Annotated in this window: 25 protein-coding genes and 1 pseudogene; 14 read left to right on the top strand and 12 right to left on the bottom strand. The window is 73.0% G+C overall.

The features are described from left to right. Positions 1-15 precede the first annotated feature (15 nt). Both ACIRVF_RS36925 and ACIRVF_RS36920 read left to right on the top strand, forming a co-directional pair. Positions 16-645, top strand: a complete 630-nt coding sequence (locus tag ACIRVF_RS36925; protein WP_402828200.1) for a carbonic anhydrase — start codon at positions 16-18, stop codon at positions 643-645. 271 nt (positions 646-916) lie between these two features. Continuing rightward, positions 917-1,600, top strand: coding sequence for a flavin reductase family protein (locus tag ACIRVF_RS36920; RefSeq protein ID WP_402828197.1), 684 nt, complete (start codon positions 917-919; stop codon positions 1,598-1,600). Here the strand turns inward: ACIRVF_RS36920 and ACIRVF_RS36915 are convergent. The 5 genes from ACIRVF_RS36915 to ACIRVF_RS36895 form a co-directional block, all read right to left on the bottom strand. Next, a complete protein-coding gene (locus ACIRVF_RS36915; RefSeq protein ID WP_402828194.1) occupies positions 1,587-2,222 on the bottom strand; it encodes a hypothetical protein in 636 nt (211 codons plus the stop codon). The two genes, ACIRVF_RS36920 and ACIRVF_RS36915, sit on opposite strands and share 14 nt — an antisense overlap. Before the next feature lie 476 nt (positions 2,223-2,698). After that, on the bottom strand, positions 2,699-3,565 hold the full coding sequence (locus ACIRVF_RS36910; RefSeq protein ID WP_402828191.1) for a hypothetical protein: 867 nt from the start codon (positions 3,563-3,565) through the stop codon (positions 2,699-2,701). Positions 3,566-3,906: 341 nt separating this feature from the next. Next, positions 3,907-8,022: a Pls/PosA family non-ribosomal peptide synthetase gene (locus ACIRVF_RS36905; RefSeq protein ID WP_402828330.1), complete on the bottom strand. Its 4,116-nt coding sequence runs from the start codon at positions 8,020-8,022 to the stop codon at positions 3,907-3,909. Between the two features lie 1,115 nt (positions 8,023-9,137). Next, positions 9,138-9,524: a DoxX family protein gene (locus ACIRVF_RS36900; RefSeq protein WP_402828188.1), complete on the bottom strand. Its 387-nt coding sequence runs from the start codon at positions 9,522-9,524 to the stop codon at positions 9,138-9,140. A 28-nt stretch (positions 9,525-9,552) separates the two neighbouring features. Then, the gene (locus tag ACIRVF_RS36895; RefSeq protein WP_402828185.1) at positions 9,553-9,984 is read right to left on the bottom strand and encodes a carboxymuconolactone decarboxylase family protein; all 432 of its coding nucleotides are present in this window, start codon (positions 9,982-9,984) and stop codon (positions 9,553-9,555) included. Positions 9,985-10,108: 124 nt separating this feature from the next. On the opposite strand from ACIRVF_RS36895, the gene sigJ reads away from it, so the two are divergent. The 3 genes from sigJ to ACIRVF_RS36880 all read left to right on the top strand — a co-directional run bounded on the left by sigJ (position 10,109) and on the right by ACIRVF_RS36880 (position 12,298). After that, a complete protein-coding gene (gene sigJ / locus ACIRVF_RS36890) occupies positions 10,109-11,089 on the top strand; it encodes an RNA polymerase sigma factor SigJ (RefSeq protein WP_402828182.1) in 981 nt (326 codons plus the stop codon). Positions 11,090-11,332: 243 nt separating this feature from the next. Further along, positions 11,333-11,713, top strand: a complete 381-nt coding sequence (locus ACIRVF_RS36885; protein WP_402828327.1) for a polyprenyl synthetase family protein — start codon at positions 11,333-11,335, stop codon at positions 11,711-11,713. Positions 11,714-11,800: 87 nt separating this feature from the next. Beyond that, entirely contained in the window at positions 11,801-12,298 is a 498-nt protein-coding gene (locus ACIRVF_RS36880; protein WP_402828180.1) for an SRPBCC family protein, read from the top strand. 71 nt (positions 12,299-12,369) lie between these two features. On the opposite strand, the pseudogene ACIRVF_RS36875 reads toward ACIRVF_RS36880, so the two are convergent. Further along, positions 12,370-12,678 (bottom strand): annotated as a pseudogene (locus ACIRVF_RS36875) (leucine zipper domain-containing protein); the annotation flags it as partial. A gap of 72 nt (positions 12,679-12,750) precedes the next feature. After that, the gene (locus ACIRVF_RS36870; protein ID WP_402828177.1) at positions 12,751-13,074 is read right to left on the bottom strand and encodes a hypothetical protein; all 324 of its coding nucleotides are present in this window, start codon (positions 13,072-13,074) and stop codon (positions 12,751-12,753) included. A gap of 372 nt (positions 13,075-13,446) precedes the next feature. On the opposite strand from ACIRVF_RS36870, the gene ACIRVF_RS36865 reads away from it, so the two are divergent. Next, positions 13,447-14,142 (top strand): hypothetical protein, encoded by a 696-nt coding sequence (locus ACIRVF_RS36865; protein WP_402828175.1) that lies wholly within the window; start codon positions 13,447-13,449, stop codon positions 14,140-14,142. A gap of 21 nt (positions 14,143-14,163) precedes the next feature. Here the strand turns inward: ACIRVF_RS36865 and ACIRVF_RS36860 are convergent, their stop codons facing one another. From ACIRVF_RS36860 to ACIRVF_RS36850, 3 genes are all read right to left on the bottom strand, one after another. Then, positions 14,164-14,574: a PPOX class F420-dependent oxidoreductase gene (locus ACIRVF_RS36860; RefSeq protein WP_402828173.1), complete on the bottom strand. Its 411-nt coding sequence runs from the start codon at positions 14,572-14,574 to the stop codon at positions 14,164-14,166. Between the two features lie 784 nt (positions 14,575-15,358). Continuing rightward, positions 15,359-16,141 carry a DUF6193 family natural product biosynthesis protein gene (locus tag ACIRVF_RS36855; RefSeq protein ID WP_402828170.1) on the bottom strand — a complete coding sequence of 261 codons (783 nt, stop codon included), beginning with the start codon at positions 16,139-16,141 and terminating at the stop codon, positions 15,359-15,361. Between the two features lie 49 nt (positions 16,142-16,190). Beyond that, positions 16,191-16,919, bottom strand: a complete 729-nt coding sequence (locus ACIRVF_RS36850) for a dienelactone hydrolase family protein (protein WP_402828168.1) — start codon at positions 16,917-16,919, stop codon at positions 16,191-16,193. A 293-nt stretch (positions 16,920-17,212) separates the two neighbouring features. On the opposite strand from ACIRVF_RS36850, the gene ACIRVF_RS36845 reads away from it, so the two are divergent. The 4 genes from ACIRVF_RS36845 to ACIRVF_RS36830 all read left to right on the top strand — a co-directional run bounded on the left by ACIRVF_RS36845 (position 17,213) and on the right by ACIRVF_RS36830 (position 20,012). Further along, complete coding sequence (locus ACIRVF_RS36845; RefSeq protein ID WP_402828165.1) at positions 17,213-17,734, top strand: hypothetical protein; 522 nt, start codon at positions 17,213-17,215, stop codon at positions 17,732-17,734. 89 nt (positions 17,735-17,823) lie between these two features. Further along, positions 17,824-18,870, top strand: a complete 1,047-nt coding sequence (locus tag ACIRVF_RS36840; protein WP_402828162.1) for a terpene synthase — start codon at positions 17,824-17,826, stop codon at positions 18,868-18,870. After that, positions 18,867-19,430, top strand: coding sequence for a hypothetical protein (locus ACIRVF_RS36835; protein WP_402828160.1), 564 nt, complete (start codon positions 18,867-18,869; stop codon positions 19,428-19,430). Before ACIRVF_RS36840 ends, ACIRVF_RS36835 begins: the two co-directional genes overlap by 4 nt. Positions 19,431-19,472: 42 nt before the next feature. Then, positions 19,473-20,012, top strand: coding sequence for an EF-hand domain-containing protein (locus ACIRVF_RS36830; RefSeq protein ID WP_402828157.1), 540 nt, complete (start codon positions 19,473-19,475; stop codon positions 20,010-20,012). A 528-nt stretch (positions 20,013-20,540) separates the two neighbouring features. Here the strand turns inward: ACIRVF_RS36830 and ACIRVF_RS36825 are convergent. Continuing rightward, a complete protein-coding gene (locus ACIRVF_RS36825) occupies positions 20,541-21,512 on the bottom strand; it encodes an SDR family NAD(P)-dependent oxidoreductase (RefSeq protein ID WP_402828154.1) in 972 nt (323 codons plus the stop codon). A gap of 65 nt (positions 21,513-21,577) precedes the next feature. Here ACIRVF_RS36825 and ACIRVF_RS36820 point away from each other — a divergent pair, with 65 nt between their 5' ends. The 3 genes from ACIRVF_RS36820 (at position 21,578) to ACIRVF_RS36810 (ending at position 24,161) form a co-directional block, all read left to right on the top strand. Beyond that, positions 21,578-22,150 (top strand): TetR/AcrR family transcriptional regulator, encoded by a 573-nt coding sequence (locus tag ACIRVF_RS36820; RefSeq protein ID WP_402828151.1) that lies wholly within the window; start codon positions 21,578-21,580, stop codon positions 22,148-22,150. A gap of 177 nt (positions 22,151-22,327) precedes the next feature. Then, positions 22,328-23,113 (top strand): NAD-dependent epimerase/dehydratase family protein, encoded by a 786-nt coding sequence (locus tag ACIRVF_RS36815; protein WP_402828324.1) that lies wholly within the window; start codon positions 22,328-22,330, stop codon positions 23,111-23,113. Positions 23,114-23,333: 220 nt separating this feature from the next. Then, positions 23,334-24,161: an SDR family oxidoreductase gene (locus ACIRVF_RS36810; RefSeq protein ID WP_402828148.1), complete on the top strand. Its 828-nt coding sequence runs from the start codon at positions 23,334-23,336 to the stop codon at positions 24,159-24,161. 30 nt (positions 24,162-24,191) lie between these two features. Here the strand turns inward: ACIRVF_RS36810 and ACIRVF_RS36805 are convergent, their stop codons facing one another. Continuing rightward, a complete protein-coding gene (locus ACIRVF_RS36805) occupies positions 24,192-24,758 on the bottom strand; it encodes a dihydrofolate reductase family protein (protein ID WP_402828145.1) in 567 nt (188 codons plus the stop codon). Positions 24,759-24,806: 48 nt separating this feature from the next. On the opposite strand from ACIRVF_RS36805, the gene ACIRVF_RS36800 reads away from it, so the two are divergent. After that, the gene (locus tag ACIRVF_RS36800; RefSeq protein WP_402828142.1) at positions 24,807-24,956 is read left to right on the top strand and encodes a hypothetical protein; all 150 of its coding nucleotides are present in this window, start codon (positions 24,807-24,809) and stop codon (positions 24,954-24,956) included. Positions 24,957-25,052 lie beyond the last annotated feature (96 nt).

The following is a 25,052-nucleotide window of genomic DNA, read 5'->3' as shown; positions in this document are numbered from 1 at the left end:
TCTAGGGTGGCTGGCATGATCTCTTCTCCGATGTCCGGCCCGATATCCGACCCCGACGAGGCCCTGCGGGTGCTGCGGGAGGGCAATGCCCGGTTCGTCGCCGGTGCTCCCGAGCACCCCAACCAGGACGCCGGACGGCGTGCGGCGCTCGCGCCGGGACAGAAGCCCTTCGCCGTGCTGTTCGGCTGTTCGGACTCCCGGCTTGCCGCCGAGATCATCTTCGACCAGGGCCTGGGCGACCTGTTCGTGGTGCGCACCGCCGGGCACGTGACCGGTGCGGAGGCACTGGGCAGCATCGAGTACGGGGTGGCGGTGCTGGAGTGCCCGCTGGTGGTGGTGCTCGGACACGACTCGTGCGGTGCGGTGGCGGCGGCAGTGGACTGCCTGGAGGGCCAGATGCCCGGCGGCTTCGTGCGGGACGTGGTGGAACGGGTGACGCCCAGTGTGCTGGCCGCGCGGGCGGCGGGCATCGAGGACCGGGACGCGATCGTGGACGAGCACATCCGCCAGACCGTGGACCTGCTGCTGGAACGTTCCCAGCTGCTGGCCTCGCGGGTGGCCGAGGGACGCCTTGCGGTGGTGGGGCTGTCGTACCGGCTGCACGACGGCCAGGCCCGTACGGTCGCCTCCCGCGGCGTCAGCTGACCGGCCGGCACCGGCAGGCGGCAGGCACCGGCGGGCACCCGCCTGCCGGCCGGGAGGGCCGTCGGGCGGGCGCCTGCCGGCCGGGAGGGCCGTCGGGCGGGCGCCTGCCGGCCGGGAGGGCCGTCGGGCGGGCGCCTGCCGGCCGGCAGGGGCGCGGGAACTGGATGTCCGATCCCCGCCGGTGCCGGTGCGCGGGTGGGGGCAGAGTCGGTGGCCGGCGGCGGATCATCCCCGGTCCCCCGTTTCCCCGATGCGAGGAACGGCTCTTCCCGTGCACAAGGTCACCGATCTCAAGGTCCTCTACTTCGGCACCCCGGTGGTGCTGATCGGCTCGCGCAACGAGGACGGCGGCGCCAATCTGGCGCCGATGTCCTCGGCTTGGTGGCTGGGCCAGTCGTGCGTGCTGGGCCTGGGCAACAGCTCCCAGACGTCGGCGAACCTGCGGCGTGAGGGCGAGTGCGTGCTCAACCTGCCCTGCGCGGCGCAGGTCGACGCCGTCGACGCCCTCGCGCTGCTGACCGCCAACCCGCACATCGCCGAGTACCGGCGCGAGCAGGGCTACCGCCACGAGCGGGACAAGTTCGGCGCCGCCGGGCTGAGTGAACTGCCCGGGCAGCTGGTGCGGGCGCCGCGGGTCGCCGAGTGCCCGGTGCAGCTGGAGTGCCGGGTGGAAGCGGCCACGGCGCTGGCGGGCAATCCGGGGTGCACCGCCTTCGAGGTCACGGTGGTGCGCGCCCACGTGGACGAGCGCCTGATCGTGCCGGGCACCGACCACTACGTGGACCCGGTCGGCTGGGACCCGCTGATCATGAAGTTCTGCGAGTTCTTCGGCGGGGGCCGGCGCCTGGCCCCCTCCCGGCTGGCCGAGGGCTGGCGCATGCCGGGCAGGCTGGCGCCCACGACGCAGCCGCAGCCGCAGCCGCAGCCGGTGAGCAGCCGTCCTACGGTGCGATGACCGCCCCGCAGGAGTCGCACACCCGCGTCGCCGGCAGTTCCAGGAAGCAGGTCGGGCAGATCGCCGGCGGGCGCGGCGCGGGCGCGGCGGTGGCGGTGCCCTTGCGGGTGGCGGTGCCCTTGCCGGTGGCGGTGCTCTTGCGGGTGACGGCGGCCGTCAGCCGTGGGGCCAGCGCCGGGGTGCCGCCGTCGGCGGGCAGGTCGGCGCCGAAGTGGCGGTAGCAGGCCAGCCGGGCGGCGGCGGCGTGCTGCTCGCGGTCCATCTCTTCCAGGATCGGCGGCTGTCCGGCCACCGCGAGCACGTCCTGGTAGGCGGCGCCGACCATGCCGTCGCCCGCGTGCACCACCAGGGCGGTCAGCGGCGGGTCACCGCGCCGGTGGGCCTCGCGCGCCACCAGCGCCAGCACCTTGCCGATCCAGTGCCGCTGGCTGATGCTGGTGCGCACCCCGGAGGCCTGCTGGACGGCCTCGGCCAGCTCGGCGTGGGTGATCACCGCGTGGTAGCGGCGTGCCACGTCCTCCAGGGCGGGGTAGGCCGCCCTGGTCCACACGATGTGCGCCTGGCTGACGGCGACGGCCGAGCCGTCCGAGTCCCGCCAGTAGCCGCGCTGCTGCTGCGTCATCCGTCCGCCCCTGCTTCTTCCGTTACGCCTGCCGGCCCCGCCGGGAGCGAGGCTACCGGGCACGGGTGTCCTTCTTCCTGCCGGGGCGGGCGGCCCTGACCTCACGCGCGGCTGAAGTCCTTCCACGGGCACCGGCCCCCACCGTACGCGCCTGCGCGGCCGGCGCCCCCGCCCGTACCGGAACACCCCCGGGCCGCGACCGCCTGTTGCCGGTCGCCCCGCCGACCGCCTCGGACCCCGGTCACCCCGGCCGGTGCCCACCGCTGATGGCGGTCCCTGAAAACGGCCGTTCCGGACGCAGGGGGTTGGCCAGACCTGCTCACCGTGATTCCCCGCCTGCTGCGGGTCGATCCGGGGCAACGGCCCCAGTTGCGGGCCGCCCGTTGTAGCCCGCTACAGGCAGAGCGGCAGCGGGGCCGGCCTGGCCGGTCCAGGGGGAACGAAGCCCGTATTGTCAGCGGCGCCGAAGGCGCCCCCTACTCAGGTTCTTCCTCTGCGGGGATCGTCCAACGCAGCACGGTGGTGTTGCCGCGCTGCTCCAGAGTGAGCGCGTAGACCTGGTTCCAGGCCCGTTCGCCGTGGTGGCGCACGGAGTGGTCGCCGGGATCCCAGCCCAGGCCCAGGACCTGGCATCCGTCGATCTCGATCTGTCCGGCGAGCAGGGGGTGAGTGCGGCCGGCCCGGTCGAGGAGGTGAAAGTGGGTGTGCGCGTCCACGGAGACCACCAAGCCGGTTCGGGGCCCGTGCGCCAACCAGCTCTGGAGCCGGCCGGCGAACTCCTGGGCCTCGTGCACGGGCAGGTCGAGGCGCCCGTAGGGGCCCTGGGCCTCGTACCGGGGTGTCCGTTCGCCGCCGAAGCGGGCGTGGGCGTCGTCCTCGTGCTTTCCCCAGTAGGTGACGTCGGCGAGCCCGTCGATCGACTCGCCCGGTGGCCCGACGAACGAGTCGAGGGCGCGGGCGTCCCCGAGGACCATGCCGCACTGGTCGATCGGCAGGTCACCGAGTCGGATCGGCTCTCCGTCATGGTGGCCCGGCCAGGGCAGGCCGAGGTCGACCTCCAGGACCGTGAGGACCGGTCCGTCGTACGTTTCCCCGGTTTCGGCGCGCACCTTCAGCGGCCGGTCGGCTGCGGCCGGCACCGCGACCGCCTCGCAGGACCAATCCCGGCTCGGGCCCTCTTCGGGCTCGTGCAGATGGCCACCACCGTGCTTCACGGCGGCCAGTGCCCGCACGGACAACGGGTCGCCGAGCTCGGACCAGTGATCGATCCAGCCGGCCATGCCCAGGACCAGCACACCGGACGGCGCGGTGACGACTCCCAGGTCGACAGAGGTCTCACTCATCCGCTGATTCAACCAAGGCGGACTGTCATCGACAGCAACGGGCACCCATCGCCAACCCGCGCCAACCCTCGCTGACCGTCGCTGGCGGTCACAGCGCACCCGGGCCGCGGCCGCCTGTTGCCGGTCGCGCCGTCGGCGGCCCGGGGCCGCGCCCTGCCCGGGCCGTGTTCCCCCGCGGCTGCCGGCGCGGGGGGCGTCCCCGGGGGGTCTTCGCCGGTGGTCGCTCGGGCGGGGTGTCGTGCCAAAGGGGGGGCGGCACAGCCGGGAAACAAAGGGGGGGTGGTGCGGTCACGGTGGGGACCGTGACCGCACCACCCCCCTTCCGGGGCTGCCCGGGGGGCTTATGGCACGGCGCTGCGGCGCCGGGCGGCGCGGGCGGCGCGGCGGCCGGGGGGCGGGGTGGGGTCGGCGTTCCAGGCGGCGACGGGATTGCCGAGCCAGCGGGTGTCGCCGGGGACGTTCTCGCCGCGCATGACCAGGGACGCGGGGCCGACCGTGGTGTTCGCGCCGAGGGAGGAGTTGAGCAGCACGATGGAGTGCGGGCCGGTGGTGGAGCCGGCGCCCAGGTGGACGGGGCCCAGGCGCATCACCCGGTCGTGGAACAGGTGGGTCTGCAGCACGGTGCCGCGGTTGACGCTGGCGCCCGCCTCGACGGTGACCAGGTCGCTCTCGGGCAGCCAGTGGGTCTCGCACCACACGCCGCGCCCGATCCTGGCGCCGAGGCTGCGCAGCCACAGGTTCAGGTAGGGGGTGCCGGTCATGGCGCCGCCGCCGAAGGGCATGGCGAGTTCCTCGACGAAGGTGTCGTAGAGCTCGTTGCGCCACACGAAGGACGACCACAGCGGGTACTCGGCGACGCGGAAGCGGCCGACCAGCAGCCACTTGGCGCCGGTGGCGATGGTGCAGGCGGCGATCGCCGCGGCGACCAGGACCGGGCCGGCGGCGCCGAGGGCCGCGCCCAGCCCGTAGTCGTTGCGCACGGCCTGCAGGGCGGCGAAGACCAGGTCGGCGAGCAGGGCGGCGATGATCACCGGCAGGAGCCGGCAGACCTCCACGCCGGCACGCGCCCACACCAGGCGCCTGGGCGGGTCGTAGGTGCGGGCCTCGCCGCCGCCCTCGGCCACCCGGGGCAGGGCGAAGGCGGGCCGGCCCAGCCAGGAGGAGCCCTGGGGGGCGTGGGCGGGGGCGTCGCAGAGCACACCGACCAGGCAGTTGTCGGGCAGCGAGCGGCCGGGGCCCACGATGCCGGAGTTGCCGACGAAGGAACGCCGCCCCACGTGGGCGCGGCCCAGGTGCAGCCAGCCGCCGCGCAGCTCGTAGGGGGCGAGGAGGGTGTCGTCGGCGAGGAAGGCGCCGTCGTCGACCCGCATCAGACCGGGCAGGGCCAGCACGGTGGAGGCCTCCACCCGGCGCCCGATCCGCGCGCCGAGCAGACGCAGCCACACCGGGGTGAAGAGGCTGGCGTACAGGGGGAACAGGGTGCGCCGGGCGCTGTCACTGAGGCCGCACACGGCCCAGGCGCAGAACGCGACACCTCCGGTGGCCGGGTGGAAGCCGGGGCGCAGCGGCAGGGAGAGCAGGCGGATCAGCAGGGCTATGAGGGTGGCGTGGCAGATGACGGTGAGCGCGGCGAGCGGCACGGTCAGGGGCAGGAGTTGGAGCAGGGCGGCGCCCAGGGTGTGCTGGGTGGCGACCATCGGGTAGGCGATGAACAGGGCGGGCAGGGCGGACAGCAGGGGCAGGAGGCCGAACAGGAGCAGGCCCGGGGCGTAGGCGGCGTTCCAGATGCGGTGGGCGCGGGCGGGGCCGGTGGGCCAGGGGGTGGGGGTCTGGGTGCTGGGGCGGGCCGGGGAGCCGTGCCAGTGTTCGCCGGGCGGGACGGTGGCGCTCACGCAGCTGCCGGGGGCGATCTCGGCTCGGGCGCCGACGCGGGCGCCGGGCATCAAGGTGGCGCGGTGGCCGACGCGGGCGCCTTCGCCGACCTCGATACGGCCGAGGTGGAGGGTGTCGCCGTCCAGCCACCAGCCGGCGATGTCGACCTCGGGTTCGAGGCAGGCGCCGCTACCGATGCGGGCCAGCCCGGTGACCGGAGGCGCGGTGTGCAGCTGGACACCGCGCCCGATGCGGCAGCCGAGCATACGGGCGTAGCGCGGGGCCCACGGGGTGCCGGACAGGGAAGCGGTGGCGAACAGGGCGGTGTAGCGTTCCGCGGCCCACAGCCGCAGGTGGACGTGGCCGCCGCGGGGGTGGCTGCCCGGGCGGATACCGGCGGTGATCAGGCGGGCTCCGGCGGCGGCGAGCAGGGTACGGCCGGGAGCGCTGTAGAAGAGGACGGCGCCGGCGGCCACGGGCCACCAGGAGCTGTGGGGAGCCCAGGGCAGGTGAGCGGCGAGGAGGTTGTCGACGGCGATCAGGGCGATCACCCAGCGCAGACCGGTCAGGGCGAACAGCGCCAGCAGCATCAGGCTCTGCCACAGGGCGGCACTGCGCGGAGTGGGACGCACCGGCCGCGCAGAGCGGGCCCCCGCCGCCGCGTGCGCCCCGGCGGCACCCGCACCCGCCCCCGCACCCGCCCCCGCCCCCGCCCCCGCACCTGCTGCGGCACCTGCCGCGGCACCCGCCGCGGTCTGGGGGGTGGGGGTGAGGGAGTCGAGGTAGCGGGCGAGGTCGCCCAGGACCGGGTAGGCGTAGAGATCGGCCACGGAGACACCGCCGTGGCGGATACGCAGGTCGGAGACCAGCCGGGCCGCGGTGAGACTGGAACCGCCCAGAGCGAAGAAATCGTCACCGGGACCCGGGGCCGTGCCGAGCAGGCGTTCCCAGTGACCGGCCAGCCAGCCGGCGGTACCCCCCACAACCCCCGCCACACCCTGCCCGCCCGCACCCTGCCCGCCCGCGCCCTGCCCCACAGCACCCTGCCCGGCCGTGCCCTGCCCGGCGGTGCCGGTGCCGGTGGTGGCCAGGGGCCAGGGCAGGGCAGCACGGTCGACCTTGCCGGAGGTCTTGGTGGGCAGCGACTCCACCAGGACCAGCAGCGGCACCAGCGGCTGGGGCAGGCGTTCGAGCAGCTGGCGGCGGGCGGCGGCCAGATCCGGGCCGGGCCCGGACTCGGCCACCAGGTAACCGACCAGCAGATCGGCACCGGCCGGGGCCTTGCGCACGGCCGCGGCCGCGGCCCGCACCCCCGCCAGCGCCTGCAGCGCCGCGTCGATCTCCCCCAGCTCGATACGCCGCCCGCCGAGCTTGACCTGATCGTCCGCGCGGCCGAGGAAGATCAGCCCCTCCGGGTCGTTACGGACCAGGTCACCACTGCGGTAGACACGCGGCGAAGCCAGAGCCGGATGGGCACTGAACTTCTCGGCGTCCTTGACCGGATCGAGGTAGCGGGCGGTACCGACACCACTGATCAGCAGCTCACCGCTCTCGTACCAGGGCACCGGGTTACCGCCCTGGTCGACCACGGCGATCTCCCAGCCGTCCAACGGCGCGCCGATCCGCACGGGCTCACCGGGCAGCATCCGCGCGGCGGTGGCCACCACCGTCGTCTCCGTGGGCCCGTAGGTGTTCCAGAACTCACGCCCGGCAACGGCCAGACGCTCCACCAGCTCAGCCGGGCAGGCCTCACCCCCCACGATGATCAGACGCACCCGCTCCAGGCATTCCAGCGGCCACAGAGCCAGCAGCGTCGGAACCGTGGAAATCACCGTGATACCCCGCTCGACCAGCCAGGGCCCCAGATCACTACCCGCCTTGACCAGCGAACGGGGAGCGGGCACCAGACAGGCACCATGACGCCAGGCCAGCCACATCTCCTCCACCGAAGCGTCGAACGCCACCGACAGACCCGCCAGAACCCGGTCACCCGGGCCCAGCGGGTGCTGACGCAGGAAAAGACGCGCCTCCGCATCCACGAACGCCGCGGCACTGCGATGCGTGACCGCCACACCCTTGGGACGCCCCGTGGTACCGGAGGTGAAGATGACCCACGCGTCGTCATCCGGCCCCGGCCAGGCCGCACCACCCGAAGGCCGAACCCCCGAAACCCCCACCAGCCGGCCCCCGGCCCCCACCACCGCACACACCCCGGCGTCACCCCAGATCATCTCGGCACGTTCGTCCGGATCATCCGCATCCACCGGCACATACGCCGCACCACAACGCAACACCGCCAACACCGCGACATACAGATCCGCCGTCCCCGACGCGATCCGTACCCCCACCCGGTCACCCCGACCGACACCATGCGCGGCCAACACCGCGGCAAGCGCATCGACCTCACCCATCAGCGAGCGGTAATCCAACACCACCTCACCGGTATCCAACGCCAGGGCCTGCGGAAACGCCTGCGCCGTAGCGGCGATGACATCGAGCAGACTACGAGCCGCCGCGGGCCGGGCCACCGGCCACAACGCGGCCAGCCCCGGATCAGGGCGGTGCAGCATGCCTGGGCCGGCCATGTCATGGCGTGCGTCCATAGGGGTAAATTTCCTCGACTCCGTCAACAAAAGGGGGGCGCGCAAACATCACTCACCACGGTCAGTGACCCGGCCAACACCGAGACCACCTGGCGGACGCGCCCACACACCATGACGCCACCAGACACCGACCAGATGCAGCGAAGGTACAGTCAAAGAAAATTCTCATCATCGATGCCGTACACATCCACCACCACAACATTCGAAAGTCATTTCGGTGACACTCGAACGATTCACAACCACCACCAACCCCGACCCCACCCCGGCCAGAGCCCGCTCACAGAAGCCCGGCTCACGGAACCAACCTGCACGCCCCACGCCCGCCCTGCTACCCGTACCAGGGCCGTCCGGATGGCTTCACCCCCTCCCACGCCACCCCAACCCCACCCACAACCCCCCAACCACACCACCCCAACCCCACCCGACACCCCCACCCCCACTCAACCGAACGAGTGACCCACACCACCCCAACCCCACAACAGCACCCCCCATGGCGGCGAGAACGGCCCCGGCAACGATCCGCACAAGGATCCGCACGGCGGGCCGGACAGGGATCCGGACAGCGAGCCGAACGACGAGCCACACGGCGATCCGCACAGCAGGCCGCACGACCGGTCGTCACCGCCCTCCACCACCACCCCGGCCCCACCGGAAAAGACCGCCAAAAGGACCTTGCCCGCCAGACCGACCAAAGCCACAGGTCAGGCCGCCGAGCAGGCCACAACAGATACTCAAACCCCCGCAGACCGCACCACGCGCCGCCACCGCAGCCACACCACCGTCACGCGGCAGCCGCAACACTCGCCCCTGCCGAGCACAAGCCGACACCGAGCAACTGTCCTCGCGCACACCAGACCTGGACAAAACCTCCACGATCCACTGCGCCGACCCCCGAAGCTCGGACGGCACCACCCCCCAAACCAGCAACAGCCCTACTCTGGCCGACGCCCCGTCCCCGACCCCGCCGTCTTGCCCCGTGCGGCCCCCGCCCCGTCCCCGACCCCGCCGTCTTGCCCCGTGCGGCCCCCGGGCGGCAACAGCCCTCCACCCAGCGGGCGTCGACGCGTCGGGGCGCCGGTGGTGGCGGCCCCGCGCGGTCAGTGGAGGTAGGACTCCGGGCCCAGGCGCCCCCAGAGCACGAACGCAGCCAGCACGATGTAGAGCGCGTCGACCGCCACCAGGCCGTACTCCCGGCGCCGGATGCGCACCACAGCCGCGCCGGCCATCAGCAGCACCAGCCCCAGCGCGGCCAGCGGCACGAGCACCCGCGCGATACCGAGTACGGCGGGCAGCACGAGAGCGACGGCGGCCAGCACCTCCACCGCGCCGATCGCCTTCACCCCGCCGGCGCCGAAATCCTCCACCCAGCGACCGCTGCGCCCGGCGGCGGCGATCCTCTCCCTGGGCACGAGCACCTTGAAGGCACCGCCGAGCAGGTAGGCGGCAGCCAGCAGGGCGGTGACGATCCACAATGCAATGTTCACGGCGTTTCTCCTTGGGGTCAGGGCGAGTTCACAGGATTGGAGCTCGAAGAGCAGGGCTCGACAGACGGGGCTCGAAAGGCGGGGCTCGAAGGACGGCGTGCTGTCCCGCCCGGTAGCCTCCGACGGGCCGGCGGGTGAGGACGTTGCCCCGGCTGAAGGCTTTGATCACCGCGATCAGGCCCACCAGGGCGGCGAGTTGCTCCTCGTCGTAGTACTTCGCCGGAGTTCCCCACGTCGCGTCGCTCACCCCGCTCGTCGCGTCCGCGAGGCGGGAGCCCTCCTCGGTCAGGGCGAGGGCCGCCCGCCCGGCGTCGGGGAAGACGGTGGCCCCGCGCCAGGCCGCCACCAGGTCCAGCCCGCTCGCCTCCTCACCGGCGTGCCCGGCGTCCTCGACGTGCACGCCGACGCAGTAGCCGCAGCCGTTGACCGGGGCGGCGCAGGGGTTCCGGCGGGCTTGCATCGTGTTCTCCTCGGTACCTTGTCCGCTGGTGCCCTCTGAGACAGGGCAGCCCGGCCGCTCGTGACAGGTGCGCCGGTGTGACGCGCGCCACCCGCCGCGGTGGCGCCGGAAGGGACGGGGCTGCATGACGGGATCGGCGGACGTGGCCAACGCGGCGGACGTGAGCAACGCGGCGGAGGCGGCCGGGTACCGGCCGCTGCTGTTCTCCATCGCCTACGGCATGACGGGGTCGGTCGGCGACGCCGAGGACCTCGTCCAGGACACCTTCCTCAACCTGACCCGCGCCCAGCAGGCGGGCACCACCGTCACCAACCTCAAGGCGTACCTGACCACCTCGGTCACCCGCCTGGGCATCAACCACCTCAGCTCGGCACGGGCGCGGCGCGAGACCTACGCCGGCGAGTGGCTGCCCGAACCCGTCGTCGCCTTCGCCGAGCGCCCCGGCGACGCCCCCGCCGAGCACGCCGAACTCGCCGACTGCCTGTCAATGGCGTTTCTGGTGATGCTGGAGGCCCTCTCCCCCGTGGAACGCGCGGTGTTCCTGCTGCGCGAGGCCTTCGGCTACGGCTACCCGGAAATCGCGCAGCTGACCGGAAAGTCGGAGGCGAACTGCCGTCAGATCCTCACCCGGGCCAGGAAACACCTTGCGGCCTGTGCCACCGAGGCCCCGACCCCGCCCCCGGCCCAGCGCGCGCAGGGCGACGAACTGGCCCGCCGCTTCTTCGAGGCCGCCGCCGGCGGGGACCTGGACGAACTGCTGCGCATGCTCGCCCCCGACGTGGTCCTGCACGGCGACGGCGGCGGCAAGGCCCGCGCGATCGGCCGCCCGGTCACCACCTCCCTTCCGGTCGCCAAGCTCATCGCCAAGGCCGTCCACCGGATCACCGAACTCGGCGCCCGCCTGGTACCCGCCCGCGTCAACGGCCGCCCGGGCGTTGTGGCCTACGACGCCGAGGGGCGCGTCCTCAACGTCCTCGCCCTCGACTTCACCGAGAACGGCACCGTGCGCGAGATCCACGCCGTCGCCAACCCGGACAAACTCGGCCACCTCGGCCCGGTCTCCCACCACGGCCTGCGCACGCCCCGGAAACCCCGGACGCGGTAGCCACACGAAGCCCTTTCCCGCCCTGCGGCCCGCGTGCCGCAGGGCGGGCGCGGGCCCTCGGCCAGTACCTGGACGTGCTGAAGCCCGTCGCGGGCAACTCGACGGACGCCGGGGCGATCGATCACGCCGAAACGATCCTGCGCCACAGATCCGTTGAGGTACACCATCGAACGCCCGCTCCAGACGGCGCCTTGCCGGCCGGCGCGACTCCCGACCTGATCGAGGCGAACTCGGTGTAACGGCCTGCCACTCGGCGAGGCCTTCCCACTGCGCGATGACCTGCTCGGCCTGTTCGGTGACCCGGCCGTCACCGGCAGACCGACCGGCGACGACCTCCGCGAGGGCAACCGCACCCTGCTGATCGCCCACACCCTGGGCGGTCTGTCCCCCGCCGAAGCCCGTTACCTGGACGACCGCCTGGACGCGCCCGATCTGACCGCCGACGAGATCCTGGCCCTGCGCACCCCGGTCGAGCGCAGCGGCGCGGCCGACCTGGTCGAACGGCGGATCACCGAACTCCTGAGCGCCGCCCACGCGGCCCTCGACGCCGCTTCGCTGGCCGACGGGTCGGCCCGTGAGATGCTGCCGGCCCTCGCCGAGGCCGCTACGGTCCGCACGTACTGAGTACGCATCAGTAGCAACACTGGCCCCGCACCGCTACTTTGGTCCCAACGAACAGAACAGCACTCTGGGGAGGACGAGATGGTGCGGTTGGCGGATAATCCGAAGGTCGAGGTGGACGTGCAGGTGGCCGCTCCGCCGACGCGGGTGTGGGCCCTGGTCAGCAACATCACCACGCCGACCAGGTTCGGCGGCGAGCTGTACGAGGCGGAGTGGCTGGACGGCGCCACCGGGCCGGAGGTCGGCGCGACCTTCGTAGGACGCAACCGGGCCGAGCAGCTGGGGAGTTGGGAGACCGTCTCGCGAATCTCGGACTGCCGGCCGGACCAGGCGTTCGGCTGGGAGGTCCGGGGGCGCGATGGCGACTTCAGCCGGCCCGTGGCCCTCTGGCGGTTCGACCTGGAGCCCGCCGAAAACGGCACCCGGCTGCGCCAGTCGTTCGCCCTCGGACCAGGCTCCTCGTACCTGCACGATCTCATAGCGTCGCACCCCGACCGTGAGGAGGAGATCGTGGACATGCGGCTCGCCATGCTGGAGGAGGCCATGAAGGCCACCCTGGACGGCATCCGCGAGCTCGCGGAGTCCTGACACGCGAGCGGGGCGCGAGGTGATCCCTCGCGCCCCGCTCCTTGGTCAGCCCCTCAGCCCCTCAGCCGCTCGCGGGCCGGGCCCCAGCGGCGAATTACGCGGAGCTTGATGATCCGGCGCCCGGTGCGGGCCGGGGTGCGGCGCGGGCTGTGGTGGGGCCGGCTGGACCGGTCGTTCATGCCGGCCTCGCCGAGCGCGCGGCAGCGGTGCACCCAGCGCTTGGCCGTGGTGGGCGAGACCGGGAAGCCCTCGGCAGCTCGACGCAGCGGCCAGCCGTCCCCGACCACGCAGCGGGCCAGACGCAGGCGTCCGGTCTCGGTCAGCGGTGCGTTACCGTGTGGCCTGAGGGCCTTTCTGGTTGCCGGTGCAGATGTCGCGATCCACGCCGGGCCAGAAGGCCCTCACTCATTTCGAGATCACCCGCCCGTGAACCCCGTCACCAACCTCCGTGTTCAGTACAGCTGGTCCTTCTTGACGGGCAGGAGCGCCCAGGCATTCCGGAGGTCGGAGTTGGGAGACGCCAGCGCGAGCTGAGGCGGAAAGATCGGCTTCGGCGACATCACCAACTGCAGCTCCCTGTCGGGAACACGGATGAAGTAGGGTGCCGGCTGCTGCGGAGCTGGCTCGATCCTCCACTCACGGGTGGGGAAGTCACTCAGCGGCCCCAGGATCACCCTCTCGCCTGCCTCCGGCTCCTTGTAACTCAGGGAACAAGACGGGAAGAGGCGGGCTGGAATCTGAATGGCGATGATGGTGCCATCTTCGCGGACCTCCACCGACCACTCTTGCTCTCGTTCCGGCGCAGCCCCCGGAGCCGTAACGGTCAGATCCTGTTCGGTGCTCGTGAGGACCCGCGCCTCGGGCCTTCGGCGCCGGGCCAGCTGACGATGCGATGGACGCCAGATTTCAAGGTTTCCATGGTGACTCCTTCACCTGGTGATCGCCGCGCCCCGCGACTGACTCCGGTCGACAGCCTCCTGCGGCGACATGCGGGCCGGACCGCAGATCGGCCGGGCAACCGGGCAACGCTGCAGAGGCCCTGAAGATGCGCCACGAGACGGCAAACCACCTGGACGCGTGAAAACCTCAAGAAGACAGGCCCTAGACTCCCCGTCTTGATCAACTGCACGTCGAACCAGGAGTCCAGTATGAGCATCCGTCACCTCAATGCCACGGCACGGGTCATAGGGCGCCGCAACGCCCTCCGCTACCTGGCGATCGGCGCCGGGTCGGCGCTGGTCGCCGCCTGCTCAGGCAGCAGCGGTGCCGGCGGGGGGAACGACCAGGCCGCTCCCCCGGCCGGCACCGCCACGGCCGCCACCGCTTCCGCTTCCGCTTCCGCCACGGCCACGGCCACCGCCACGACCACGGCCACCGCCACCGCGCCGCCCGGCGACACCGCGAAGCCCACCGTCGCCGACCGTGCCTTCGACGCCTTCGCGCGCGGCAGTTGGAACCTGCGCTCCACCACCTCCCGCGGCGAGGCCATGACCGGCAAGGTCACCGTCCAGACCGACGGCGGCGGCAACGGCGGCTGGACGATCGCCTGGGACGGCCCGGGTGACAAGGCCGCCACCTGGAACGGCAACTTCCTGCTGCGCGGCGGCCACCTGTCGCTGAACATCGTCGACGGCCCCGAGAAGATGACCCACGAACGCGCCCCCGAGGCCCTCAACGTCCCCGCCACGGTGGGCGGCAGCGTCCGGCTCACCCTGCCCTGGCAGCCGCCCGGCTCTGCCGACAGCAAGAGCGAGAACCTCGCGGTCACCTACGACGGCACCACGCTGACCATCGTCCACACCGCCGGCAGCAGCCGCACCACCCACACCTGCACCCGCGCCTGAGGCCCGCTGCGCCGCCCGTGCTCACCCCACGGTGCGGGCAGCGCTGCCCAGCGCTTCCAGGTTCCAGGTGATCACCCGTCGGGGGTGAACGCGGATGATGTCGTTACTGAAGCGCCCGGGCGCCACCGGCGGGACGTCGACGCTCAGCACCTCGGCCCGGCCCCTGACCTCCACCCCACGCCCCCACCCGGCCGCGACCGGGTCATCGGCCGGGGCCATGTCGTCCACCAGCACGCAGACGTCCGGACGGGCCTGGGCGTTGCGGTACTTCTGGCTACGGGCCATCGCAGGCCCGCCGATGTCGATGGTGCCGTCGTCGTTGAGCCGAAAACCCACCGGACGCACCTGCGGCCCGCCGTCGGGTCCGATGGTGGCCAGCCGGGCCAGCAGCTGACCGGCGAGGTACTGGCGTTCCTTGTCAGTGAAGATCACGCTCTTGACGCTAGGAGCTCAAGCCCCCTTGAGGTCAAGTCCGCTGAGGCCACGCCGGGAACGCAGCCGTGGACGGCATCGCCCCACGAGTTCAGCAGCGGAGGACGCCACAGCCGGGTTCCCGGTCCGCCGCCTGTCCATGAGGTGGCGGGTGGCCGTCGACCGGGCGGTCGCGCCGTCCGGCCCGGCTCACGCCCAGTACGCGCTGATGGCCTCGCTGTACGAGCCGGCGCAGGCCGGCTGGCCCCGTCGTCGTCCCCGAGCAGGACGGCCGGCTCGCGGGCGCACTCCCCTGCGCGCGGGCCCGCCTGGCCGCCGAGCGGTGCCAGCAGCCGGTCCAGCACCTCGTGTCCCGGCCTGGTGAGCGTGAGCTGCATGGCGTGCGGGTCGTGCGGGTCGTGCGGGTTGTCCGGGTGCCTGGTGCGGGCGAGCGGACCGGCGGCCTTCAGGGTGTGGGCCGACTTGGAGGCGCAGAAGGCTTCGAGGCCGTCGCGCACGGCCTGCCGGGGAGCGCGCGGGGCGCTGTCACTGCCCTTGATCACTCCAGGTAGTGGTGCCAGGACGTCGTCACCTTCAGAAGGCGCCTGCCGACCAGGTCCTCAGCGTTGATCATCCGTCGATGCTGCCATGACGCTCCACGATTCGGCACCGGTTTCCAGGAGGTGCCGCGCCGGGTCCGCGTAACGCATGGCGGTCCTCTCGTCGAGCCCGAAGACCTCGGCAAGGTGGAGCGGTCGGGGAAATGGACCATGGCCTCTTCGAGTTGTCGATCGACGCGGAGCCCTCAGGAGACCTCGCGGAATGTCGCACATTCGGGGGCCGCCGGGACGGCGTCGTCGGGCAGGGCGGCCAGGATCACCGCGACGGCGGCCGCCGCGCCGTCCACCTCCCGCACCCGGCGGTCGGCCAAGGTCACCTCGTAGCGGCCCTCGCCCAGCGGTCTGGTCCTCGGCAGGTCGTGGCAGATCGGCGGCTCGGCACGGCGGCTGAGGGTGAACCACCACATCGACCGCCCGGGCGACAGGGCCCGCAGGCGTGGCTCGGCGTGGGCGGCTTCGACGAGGTCCCGGAAGTCGGAGTCCTGCCGGCGGGCGGGGCCGCGAAGCATCATCCGCCACCGGGCCGGGACGGCCTCGCCGCGCTCGTGCGCCTCGGCCAGCTCCCAGGTCCGAAGGAAGGGCCACCGCTCGGTGAGTTCGCGCACCCCGGCACCCGCCCGTACCCAGGCGTGCATCGCGCCGGCGATCTCGGCGAGGCCCTGGGCCGAGCCGCTGGCCATGTGGATCCCGTTGGTCCAGCAGTTGAGCGCGAATGTGCGTTCGCGGGCTCGCAGCATGCTGACGGTCGCCAGGCGGGCGCCGGTTTCCGCCTTCGCGGCCACGTGGCGCCAGCCCGGTGAGGACGTCAGCTCGACCGTGAGCTCGTGGCCCGCGCGGTCGGCCGCCGCCTGGAGGGCGTCGCGCACCGAACCGGCCCGCGCCACCTCGGGGTAGAGCTGCGCGTACTCGTGCAGCGGATGAGTGTCGTCGCCCGGCGCCGTGCCGGGGAGCCGTTCGGGTTCGGACATGCGGTCGAGTGTGCCAGAACGGCCCGCGCCCCGTCGGGACCCGCGGCCGTCAACCGGCCGTCACCGGCAGGCATTCGGCGAGCAGGGCGAGGACGTCGCGCCAGGCGCGCTCGGCGTGCCGCGGGTGGTGGGCGACGCCGGGCACCACGGCCTGATCGACGGGCGGGTGATGGAAGGCGTGCCGGGCACCGCCGTAGATGGTCAGGCGCCAGTCGACGCCGGCGGCCTGCATCTCGGCGGCGAAGGCGTCCCGCTGGGCGGCGGGCATGATCGGGTCCTCGGATCCGACCCCCGCCCACACCGGGCAGCGGATGTTCGCGGCTTCGCCGGGCCGGCCGGTGGTCAGGGCGTTGACGGTGCCGATCGCCTTCAGGTCGGCACCGTCGCGCCCGAGTTCGAGGACGACGGCGCCGCCGGTGCCGTAGCCGATGGCGGCGATGCGCCCGGGGTCGGTGCGCGGCTGGGCCCGCAGCACGTCGAGCGCGGCGTGGCCGATGCCGCGCAGCCGGTCGGGGTCGGCGAGCAGGGGCAGGCAGCGTTCCAGCATGTCCTGGGGGTCGGTGAACCAGCGTCCGCCGTGGAGGTCGAAGGCCAGGGCCGTGTAGCCGAGTTCGGCGAGGGCGTCGGCCCGGCGGCGCTGGAAGTCGTTCAGGCCGGTGCCCTCGGGTCCGATCAGGACGGCGGGTCGGCGGCCGGTGCCGGCGGGCAGGGCGAGGTGTCCGACCATGGTGAGGCCGTCGGCGGGGTATTCGACGGTGCGGGTGGTGACGGTGTCCATGGGTTCCGACGGTAGTGGCAGCCGAACCCGGCGAGGGCCGGGCTTAGCCGTCGGCAGAAGCAGGAGCCGCGCGGCTGGGCGGGAATGCCCGGCCGCTCACAGCACGAAGTAGCTGGCCCCGAAGGTCCTGGCGGACTGGCCGGGTTCCACCTGGGCGATCACCGGGCCCCGGCAGTTCGCCTCGGCGTGCACCGCTGCGGGCCGGGGCGGGTGGTGGTTCGTTTCCTGACTGCGCGTCGATCGTTGAGCGTTGCACAAACGGATTACGCGCAGCATCAACGGAGAGCCACCCCATGCCCGTTCGTTCCCGGCGCGTGGCGACGACGCCCGCCCTCGCCGTCCTGCTCCTCCTGCCGGCCACCACGAGCGCCACCGCGAGCGCCACCGCACACGCGGCCATCCACGCGGCCGCCGGCCCGGCTTCCACCTACTCGCTGCGCAACGCCCGTACCAGCACCTGCCTGCACCACACCTTCGGCACCGAGCAGGTGCGGCTGGAGCCGTGCGGGGCGGTGCCCGAACAGCGGTGGGAGCTGCGGCCGGAGGGCGCCTGGGTCAACCTCGCGGCGTTCGACCCGGACAAGGACGCCGTGGGCTGCGTGGCCATCGGCGACAACTGGAGCGTGCGCTACGGGCAGTGCCGCGCCACCGAGTCCGCGTGGAGCATCACGGGCGCCGGCCGCAGCCGGGTGCGGTCGGGATCAGACCTCAACGACAACGACCTCTACCTGACCGAGACCCTGGCCGGATCCCTCGGCGCCCAGCCCGGCGGCACCACGCCCTCCGCGGACTGGTTCGTCATCGAGAATCCCTGAGCTTCCCGTACGGGTGAACTTCCGTATCGGCGGGGCCCGGGGAGGGAAGCGACCCGGTCATGGGATCCCTTTCACCGCCATCCTTCCACATGCCGTTCGAGCCCCGCCTCAACCCCCACCTCGACCGGGCCCGGGCCCACGCCGCGCGGTGGGCCCGCCGGATGGGCATGTTCGACGAGGAGTACGTGCAGTGGCCGCAGCGCTGGAGCGAGGAGAAGTTCACCCGCGCCGACTTCCCCCTGTTCATCGCCCTGACCCACCCCGACGCCGACGCCCGCGAGCTGGAGCTGGTGACCGACTGGCACCTCGCCCTGTGGTTCGTCGACGACCTCTTCCTGCCGCTCCACCGCCGCGACCACGACCACGCGTCGGCCGCCGCCCAGGTGGATCGGCTGATGCGCTTCCTGCCACTGGACGGCTTACCCAGGCCGCTCACACCCCGCAACCCCGTCGAACGGGCCTTCGCCGACCTGTGGACCGGCACGGCCGCCACCATGAGCCCGCGGTGGCGCGCACGGTTCACCGCCAGCGTGCGGCGCTTCCTGGACGGGGTGCTGTGGGAGCTCGACCACGTCGAGCACGCCGTCACCGACCTGATCGAATACCTCGGCGCCCGCCGCGACTTCGGCGGCCTGCAGTTCACCGCCGTCCTCATGGAGCACGCGGCGGGCGAGCTGCCCGCGGACGTGCTGCGCGACCGGGAGTTGCGCACCGCCGTCGACGCGTTCGTGGACGCCGTCAGCCTGCACAACGACATCGTGTCCTACGACCGGGAGGTCGAGGAGGGCACGGTGGGCAACAACGGCGTGGAGGTCGCCCGCCAGGCGTTCCGCCTGAACCGGCGCGAGGCCACCGCGCTGGTCGACGGCCTGCTCACCGCCCGGGTCGACACCCTCGCCCACGCCCCGGCGGCCGTCCCCGCCCCCGGCGGTGCGCTTCACCGAGTCGCTGGCGGGCTCCTACCGGTGGCACCAACTGACCGGCCGCTTCGAGCGGGCCGGCGCCGCGGCCGTCGAAAAGCCCCGGGGGCTGGGCACGTCCGCGGCCTACGTCTTCTCCTGAGCACCCGCCCGAATTCTCCTGAGCACCCGCCCGAAACCGATCCTCCCAACTCTCGCCCGGAGCACACCACATGAAGATCTCCGTCCGCCGCACCTGGTCGGCCGCCGCCGCCTCGCTGCTGGCCGCACTCCCCCTGCTCACCGGCGCCGCCGCCCCGGCCCGCCCGGTGCCCGTCGCGCCCGTCACCGACGCCACCTGCGTCCTGAACGCCCACGGCGTCTTCGCCAACGCGGTCGGTGCCGGCGCCACCAACCTGCCGGTGCCCGACACCCTGGCCATGACCGGCACCCTCTCGTGCGTGGACGCCTCCGGCGCGCCCTCGGCCACCGGCACGTTCGAGCGCACCGTCACCATGCCGGCCACCGAGTGCACCGGCGACGAACACGGCGACACCTCCACCACCACCGTCCACTGGGCCGACCTGACCACCTCCACCCTCCAGTTCACGCACACCGACGTCGTGAAGGTCAACGGCACCGCCTCACTCGTCGTCACCGGCGCCGTCACCGCAGACAGCGCCCGCTTCGCGGGCGACGCCCTCACCGCGGTCGGCACCAGTTCCGGCGCCGGCTGTGGCACCCCGGCCGGCGAGACCACCCTCGACTCCACCCTCGTGCTGCGCCTGACCCACTGACCGGCCCGACTGCCCGCCCCCGCTCACGAAGGAAGACCCGACATGCCACAGCCCCAGGCCGCACCCCGGCCGGCCCCGGCCGATGCCCTCACCGCCACCCCGAAGGGCCGCGTCTACGCGATGCTCGACACCGACGGGGACGGCATCGCCTCCCGGCACGACTACTTCGTGCGCATCGAACGGGCCCGGCAGGCCACCGGCCGCACCCACGACGACCCCCTGGTGATCGCCGCGCAGGCCACCGGAGAGCGGGCCTGGGCCGCGATGGACGCCAACGGCGACGGCGTGATGACCTACGAGGAGTACGTCGCCTGGGTGGACGCCGACAAGTTCGACAACGTCTGCCGCTACGCGCTGGGCGCCCTGTTCGACCTCGCCGACGCCGACCAGGACGGCGCCCTGGACCGCTCCCAGTTCACGGCGCTGCGCCGAGCCCTGAACAACCGGGCGGACAACGCCGACGCGGCGTTCGACGCCCTGGACACCGACGGCGACGGGCGCGTCAGCCGCACCGAGTACCTCGCCTCCATCCGCGCCTTCGTCACGGGCGACGGCTCGCCGATGGGCGATGCCCTGTACTGATCCCCGGCGGGCCGTGGCATCCCCTCGTACACCAACCACCCGCCGGGAGACGCGTGTCCAAGCGCCTCCCCACTCGTTGGCAGCCAATGACCCCTCGCCGGGCGCTGACCGCCCTCGCCCTCGCCGCCACCACCACCGGCGGTGTCCTGGCCGCCGCTCCCGCCTCCGCCGGAGGCGCCGGGGACCTCCTCTCCCCCGCCTTCGGCACCGACTGCGCCAACCACGGCGCCGGCGCCCACGCCGCCGGGGCCACCACCGCGGGCCCGGGGTCGGTGACCGGCAACCTCCTCGGCCTGCCCGTCGACAACCCGCTCGACCAGTGCGGAGGCGCGGACCTCTCCCCGCCTCATCGGCATGGACCTGCGCGTCAACATGCTCTCGGGGCAGTAGACGATCCCCGGCGCCGCACGACCGACCCCGAGGACGGGCGGGCCTGGTGGATCCAGCTGCGTGCCCTTGGTGCTGCCCTCGGCCGGGCGAGGGGCCGGCCCGTGTCTCACGGACGGGGTGTCGTGCGCCCGTGGACGGTCAGGCGCGCAGCAGACCGGTCGAGACCTCCCACAGGCGCTCGGCGGCGGCGGGATCGAGTGCCCACTCCTTGACGCCGTGCGGGTGTTGCGCGAGGTCGGCGTCGTTGGGCACGGTGTAGGCCTCCTGCGTGTCGTCGAGGTAGTGGCCTCCGGAGTGGGCGAACTGCGGGGCCACGGCCGCGACCAGGGTGGTGGCGGCCCCCTGTTGGAGCGTCTTGTAGGTGAACACTCCGGCGGCCTCGGCCGCGTCGAGCGAGCGCCTCTGCTGCGCGGTGAAGTTGCGCTGCAGGCCCGTCGCGACGCCGCCGGGGTTGACCGCGTTGGCGACGATGCCCTCGCCCGCCCACCGACGCGTCGCCTCGACGGCGAACAGGGAGTTCGCCGTTTTCGACTGGGCGTAGGCGATCTGCGGGTCGTAACCGCGCTGCTCGAAGTGGAGGTCCTCGAAGTCGATGCCGGAACGCATGTGCGCCGTCGAACTGACCGAGACGATCCGCGCCCCGTCACGCTCGCCCGCGCCCAGGGCCAGTGCGTCGTGCAGGCCGACGGCGAGCGCGAGGTGACCCAGGTGGTTCGTCGCGAACTGCAACTCCCATCCCTCGCGGGTCCGTTCGAGGCCGCCGGTGACCACACCCGCGTTGTTGACCAGCAGGTGGAGCGGGCCGCTCCACGCATCGACGAACGCCGCGACGGCGGCCCGGTCGGCGAGGTCCACCCGGGCGACCCGGGGGCGGATCCCTCCGGTCGAGGCCTCGATCGTCGCGGCGACGGCAGCCCCCGCGGCCGTGTTGCGCACCGCGAGCGTCACCTCGGCCCCGGCCGCGGTCAGCGCGCGGGCCGTCTCGACGCCGATCCCGGAGGACGCCCCCGTCACGATCGCGCGCACGCCGGTGAGGTCGACACCGCGCACCACCTCCTGTGCGGTGCTGGACGCGGTGAAGGGCGTGGAGAGGAGTTCGCGAGCCGTCATGCAGCGAAGCTATACGCAGTCGACAAGATTTGTATAGCTGGTGGCCCCGCTCCTATGCTCGCCCCATGAGCAGCCCCGAGGCCGGCCCCCCGTCGCCGCCGGCCACCGACACCGACCGCCGCAGCGCGGTGCTGGACTCCGCCCTGGCCACCTTCGCCCGGTTCGGCTACCGCAAGTCCTCGATGGAGGAGGTGGCTCGGGCCGCGCGGATCTCCCGCCCCGGGCTCTACTTCCTCTTCTCCTCGAAGCAGGACCTGTTCCGCGCCGCGGCGGCCCAGGCGCTGGAACGCGACATCGCCGCGGCCGAACGCGCCCTGGCCGATGCCGGCCGCCCCCTTCCCGAGCGCCTGGTCGAGGCCTTCGACCACTGGGCGGGCCGCTACGTCGGCCCGCTGGCACGCGATGTCGCCGCGGTCATCGAGGACAACCCCGACCTCCTCGGAGAGATCGCACGAACCGCCCCCCGGCGTTTCGAGGAACTGATCACGGATGCGATCGCCGCCGGATCGGGGCGGGAGAAGGCCGCCGCCGTCGCCCAGACGCTGATCAGCGCATCGACCGGCCTCAAGCACCAGGCCGCGACCCGGGAGTCCTACCTCGAACGCCTCGGGGTCGCCGTCCAACTCCTGGTGCCCTGACGGAGCGCGGCGTGCCGCTCGGGCGTCCGGCACCACGGGCCGAAGTCGGGCCGGGCCGAGGCCGGAATCCGCCATCCCCTGCTTCCGACCGTCCGTCAGGTACAGTCGCCGTTCACCGCATTGGACCGCGGGGCCGGTCCGGGCCCGCGAGAAGAGCCCAGGGGGACACAGCACATGGTGAACCAGCCGCGACTCGTCCTGCTCACCGGCGCCGCCGGCCGGATCGGCTCCAGCCTGCGGGAGTCGCTGCCCGCCTACGGGTACCGGCTGCGCTGCTTCGACCGCCTGCCGGTGCCCGGCGAACCGCAGGCGCTCACCGCCGACCTCCAGGACGCCGGCGCCCTGGCGGAGGCGATGGAGGGCGTGGACGCGGTGGTGCACCTGGCCGGGCTCCCGGGCGAGGCACCGTTCGCCGACATCCTGGCCGCCAACATCGACGGCACCCACCGGCTGTACGAGGCCGCCCGGGCGGCGGGGGTGCGCCGGATCGTCTACGCCAGCAGCAACCACGCGGTGGGCTTCACCGAGCGACCCGCCGGCGGTGCGATCGTGCCGGTGGACACCCCGCAGCGCCCCGACACCTTCTACGGGCTGTCCAAGTGCTTCGGCGAGAACCTGGCCTCGCTGTACGCCGACCGGCACGGGATGGAGAGCGTCTCGCTGCGGATCGGCTCCTTCGCCGACCGGCCGCGCAGCATCCGGGCCCTGGGCACCTGGCTCAGCCCCGGCGACTGCGCCCGCCTGGTGCACGCCGCCCTCACCGGTCCGGTGAGCGGACACACCGTCGTCTACGGCATCTCCGCCAACACCCGCGCCTGGTGGGACCTTTCGACCGCCCGGGCACTCGGCTACCAGCCGCAGGACGACGCCGAGAAGTACGCGGAGGAGCTGATCGCCGAGCTCGGCGAACTGCCCGCCGACGACCCCGAGTACCGCTACCTGGGCGGGCGCTTCACCCGCTGAGCCCTCCGTGGCCGGTTCCTCGACACTGTCGTCGGGCGGTCCGTGCGGATCTCTTCGAGGAGGCCGGGCCGCCCTCGACGAGGACGGGAACATCACGCGCCCGACTTCCCTGCGGCGGCACCCGGCAGCTCACCACAAGATCCAGGGACCGGCTCAACGCGCCTGGACACCGAACGGTTTCACCAGCGTGTGAGTGGCACCTCCTCTACTGTGTCGCGCCATGACCATCCTGATCGTCGGCGGCAGTGGATTCCTGGGCACGGAGCTGGTTCGCCAGGCGGTAGCGGCGGGCCATGCGACGGCCGCGACCTTCGCCACCCGGCCCGGCACCACTCCGGAGGTCCCGTGGCACGCCCTCGACCTGCGCGACTTCGATCGCGTCGAAGCGGTGATGGCCACGGTGCAGCCTCGCGTGGTCGTCAACGCGACGAGCGGCGGCCCAGATTGGGCGGTCACGGCCGAGGGGCCGGTCCGCCTGGCGATGACCGCGGCGAAGCACGGCACCCGCCTGGTCCACGTATCCAGCGACGCCGTGTTCTCCGGCACTCGCATCCACTACGACGAATCCTGTCTCCCCGATCCGCTCACCCCCTACGGTGCCGCGAAGGCCGCGGCAGAGACCGGCGTCCGCCTCGTGAACCCGGGCGCCGTCGTCGCCCGGACCTCCCTGATCATCGGCGACCGGCGGTCGGAACACGTGCGCGCGGTGCACGACCTCGCGGCCGGCACCCGTACCGGTGTCCTGTTCACCGACGACATCCGCTGTCCCGTACACGTCGCCGACCTGGCCGCGGCCCTGCTGGAACTCGCCTCCAGCGACCTGTCCGGAGTCCACCACCTGGCGGGGACCGATGCCGTGAGCCGCTACGAACTCGGCACCCTCATCGCCCGGCGTGACGGTCTCGACGCCTCCCGGCTCCCCGCCGGCCGGCGGGCCGAGAGCGCCCTTCCCGGAGCACTCGACGTCCGCCTCGACAGCCGTAGCACCCAGGAACGGCTCCGCACCGGACTCCGCGGCGCCCGCCGGTTCCTCGCCACCGGGGCGTGAACTCCACGTCGTGGGACGGCGGGAAGCGGCTCAGCGCCTCGTCTCGTACCTGGTCAGGACCACGCCGCCCGGGAACGTCCGCGTCTCGACCAGGTTCAGGTTCACCCAGCTGTCCAGCGCGGTGAAGAACGGCGTGCCGCCGCCCACCAGGACCGGATGGGCGGCGATCACGTACTCGTCGATCAGCCCGGCACGCATGGCCGCCCCGGCGAGCGTTGCGCCGCCGATGTTCATCGGGGCGCCGTCCTCGGCCTTGAGCCGGGTGATCTCGGCGATCGCGTCGCCGGTGACCAGGCGGGCGTTCCAGTCGACCTCGTCGATCGTCGAGGAGAACACCACCTTCGGCGTGTCCCGCCAGGTCCGCGCGAACTCGATCTCCGCCGCGGTGGCGTCGGGCTGCCGGTCGCCGGTCGGCCAGTAGGAGCTCATCGTCTCCCACAGCTTGCGCCCGTACAGCGACAGGCCGCTCGCCTTCTCCTGGTCGAGCCACCACTGGAACAGCTCGGGGCTCGGCGGTCCGCTCCAGCCGATGTCGTCGCCGGGCGCGGCGATGTAGCCGTCCAGGGTCAGGTTCATGCCGTAGACCAGTTTCCGCATGGCGCCAGCCTTCCGTCCGTGGGTGTCCGGCCCCCGACCTCGCCCCCCGTGAGGAAATACCACGGGTTCAGGACCGAACACGAGCGACAGGGCCGTGGAACGGCCGAGGACCCCCGCGGTCCCGCCCTCGTCCTCTCCGCCACCGCCCGGCAGTCCTTCCTCACCGCCGTCGGCACCGACGAGTTCGACGCCCGCTGACCGCGGTTGACGGCCCCGCTGGCCCTCCCACGGGGTCGGCGGGACCGCGCCGCCACCACCCGGGCAACTTCCGCCGCCGAACGGGTCCGCTCCGAT

The sequence above is a fragment of the Kitasatospora sp. NPDC101157 genome (assembly GCF_044768255.1).
Classification (GTDB): domain Bacteria; phylum Actinomycetota; class Actinomycetes; order Streptomycetales; family Streptomycetaceae; genus Kitasatospora.
Note: the sequence above shows the minus strand (reverse complement) of the source record. Positions and strands in the feature narration are given on the sequence as shown.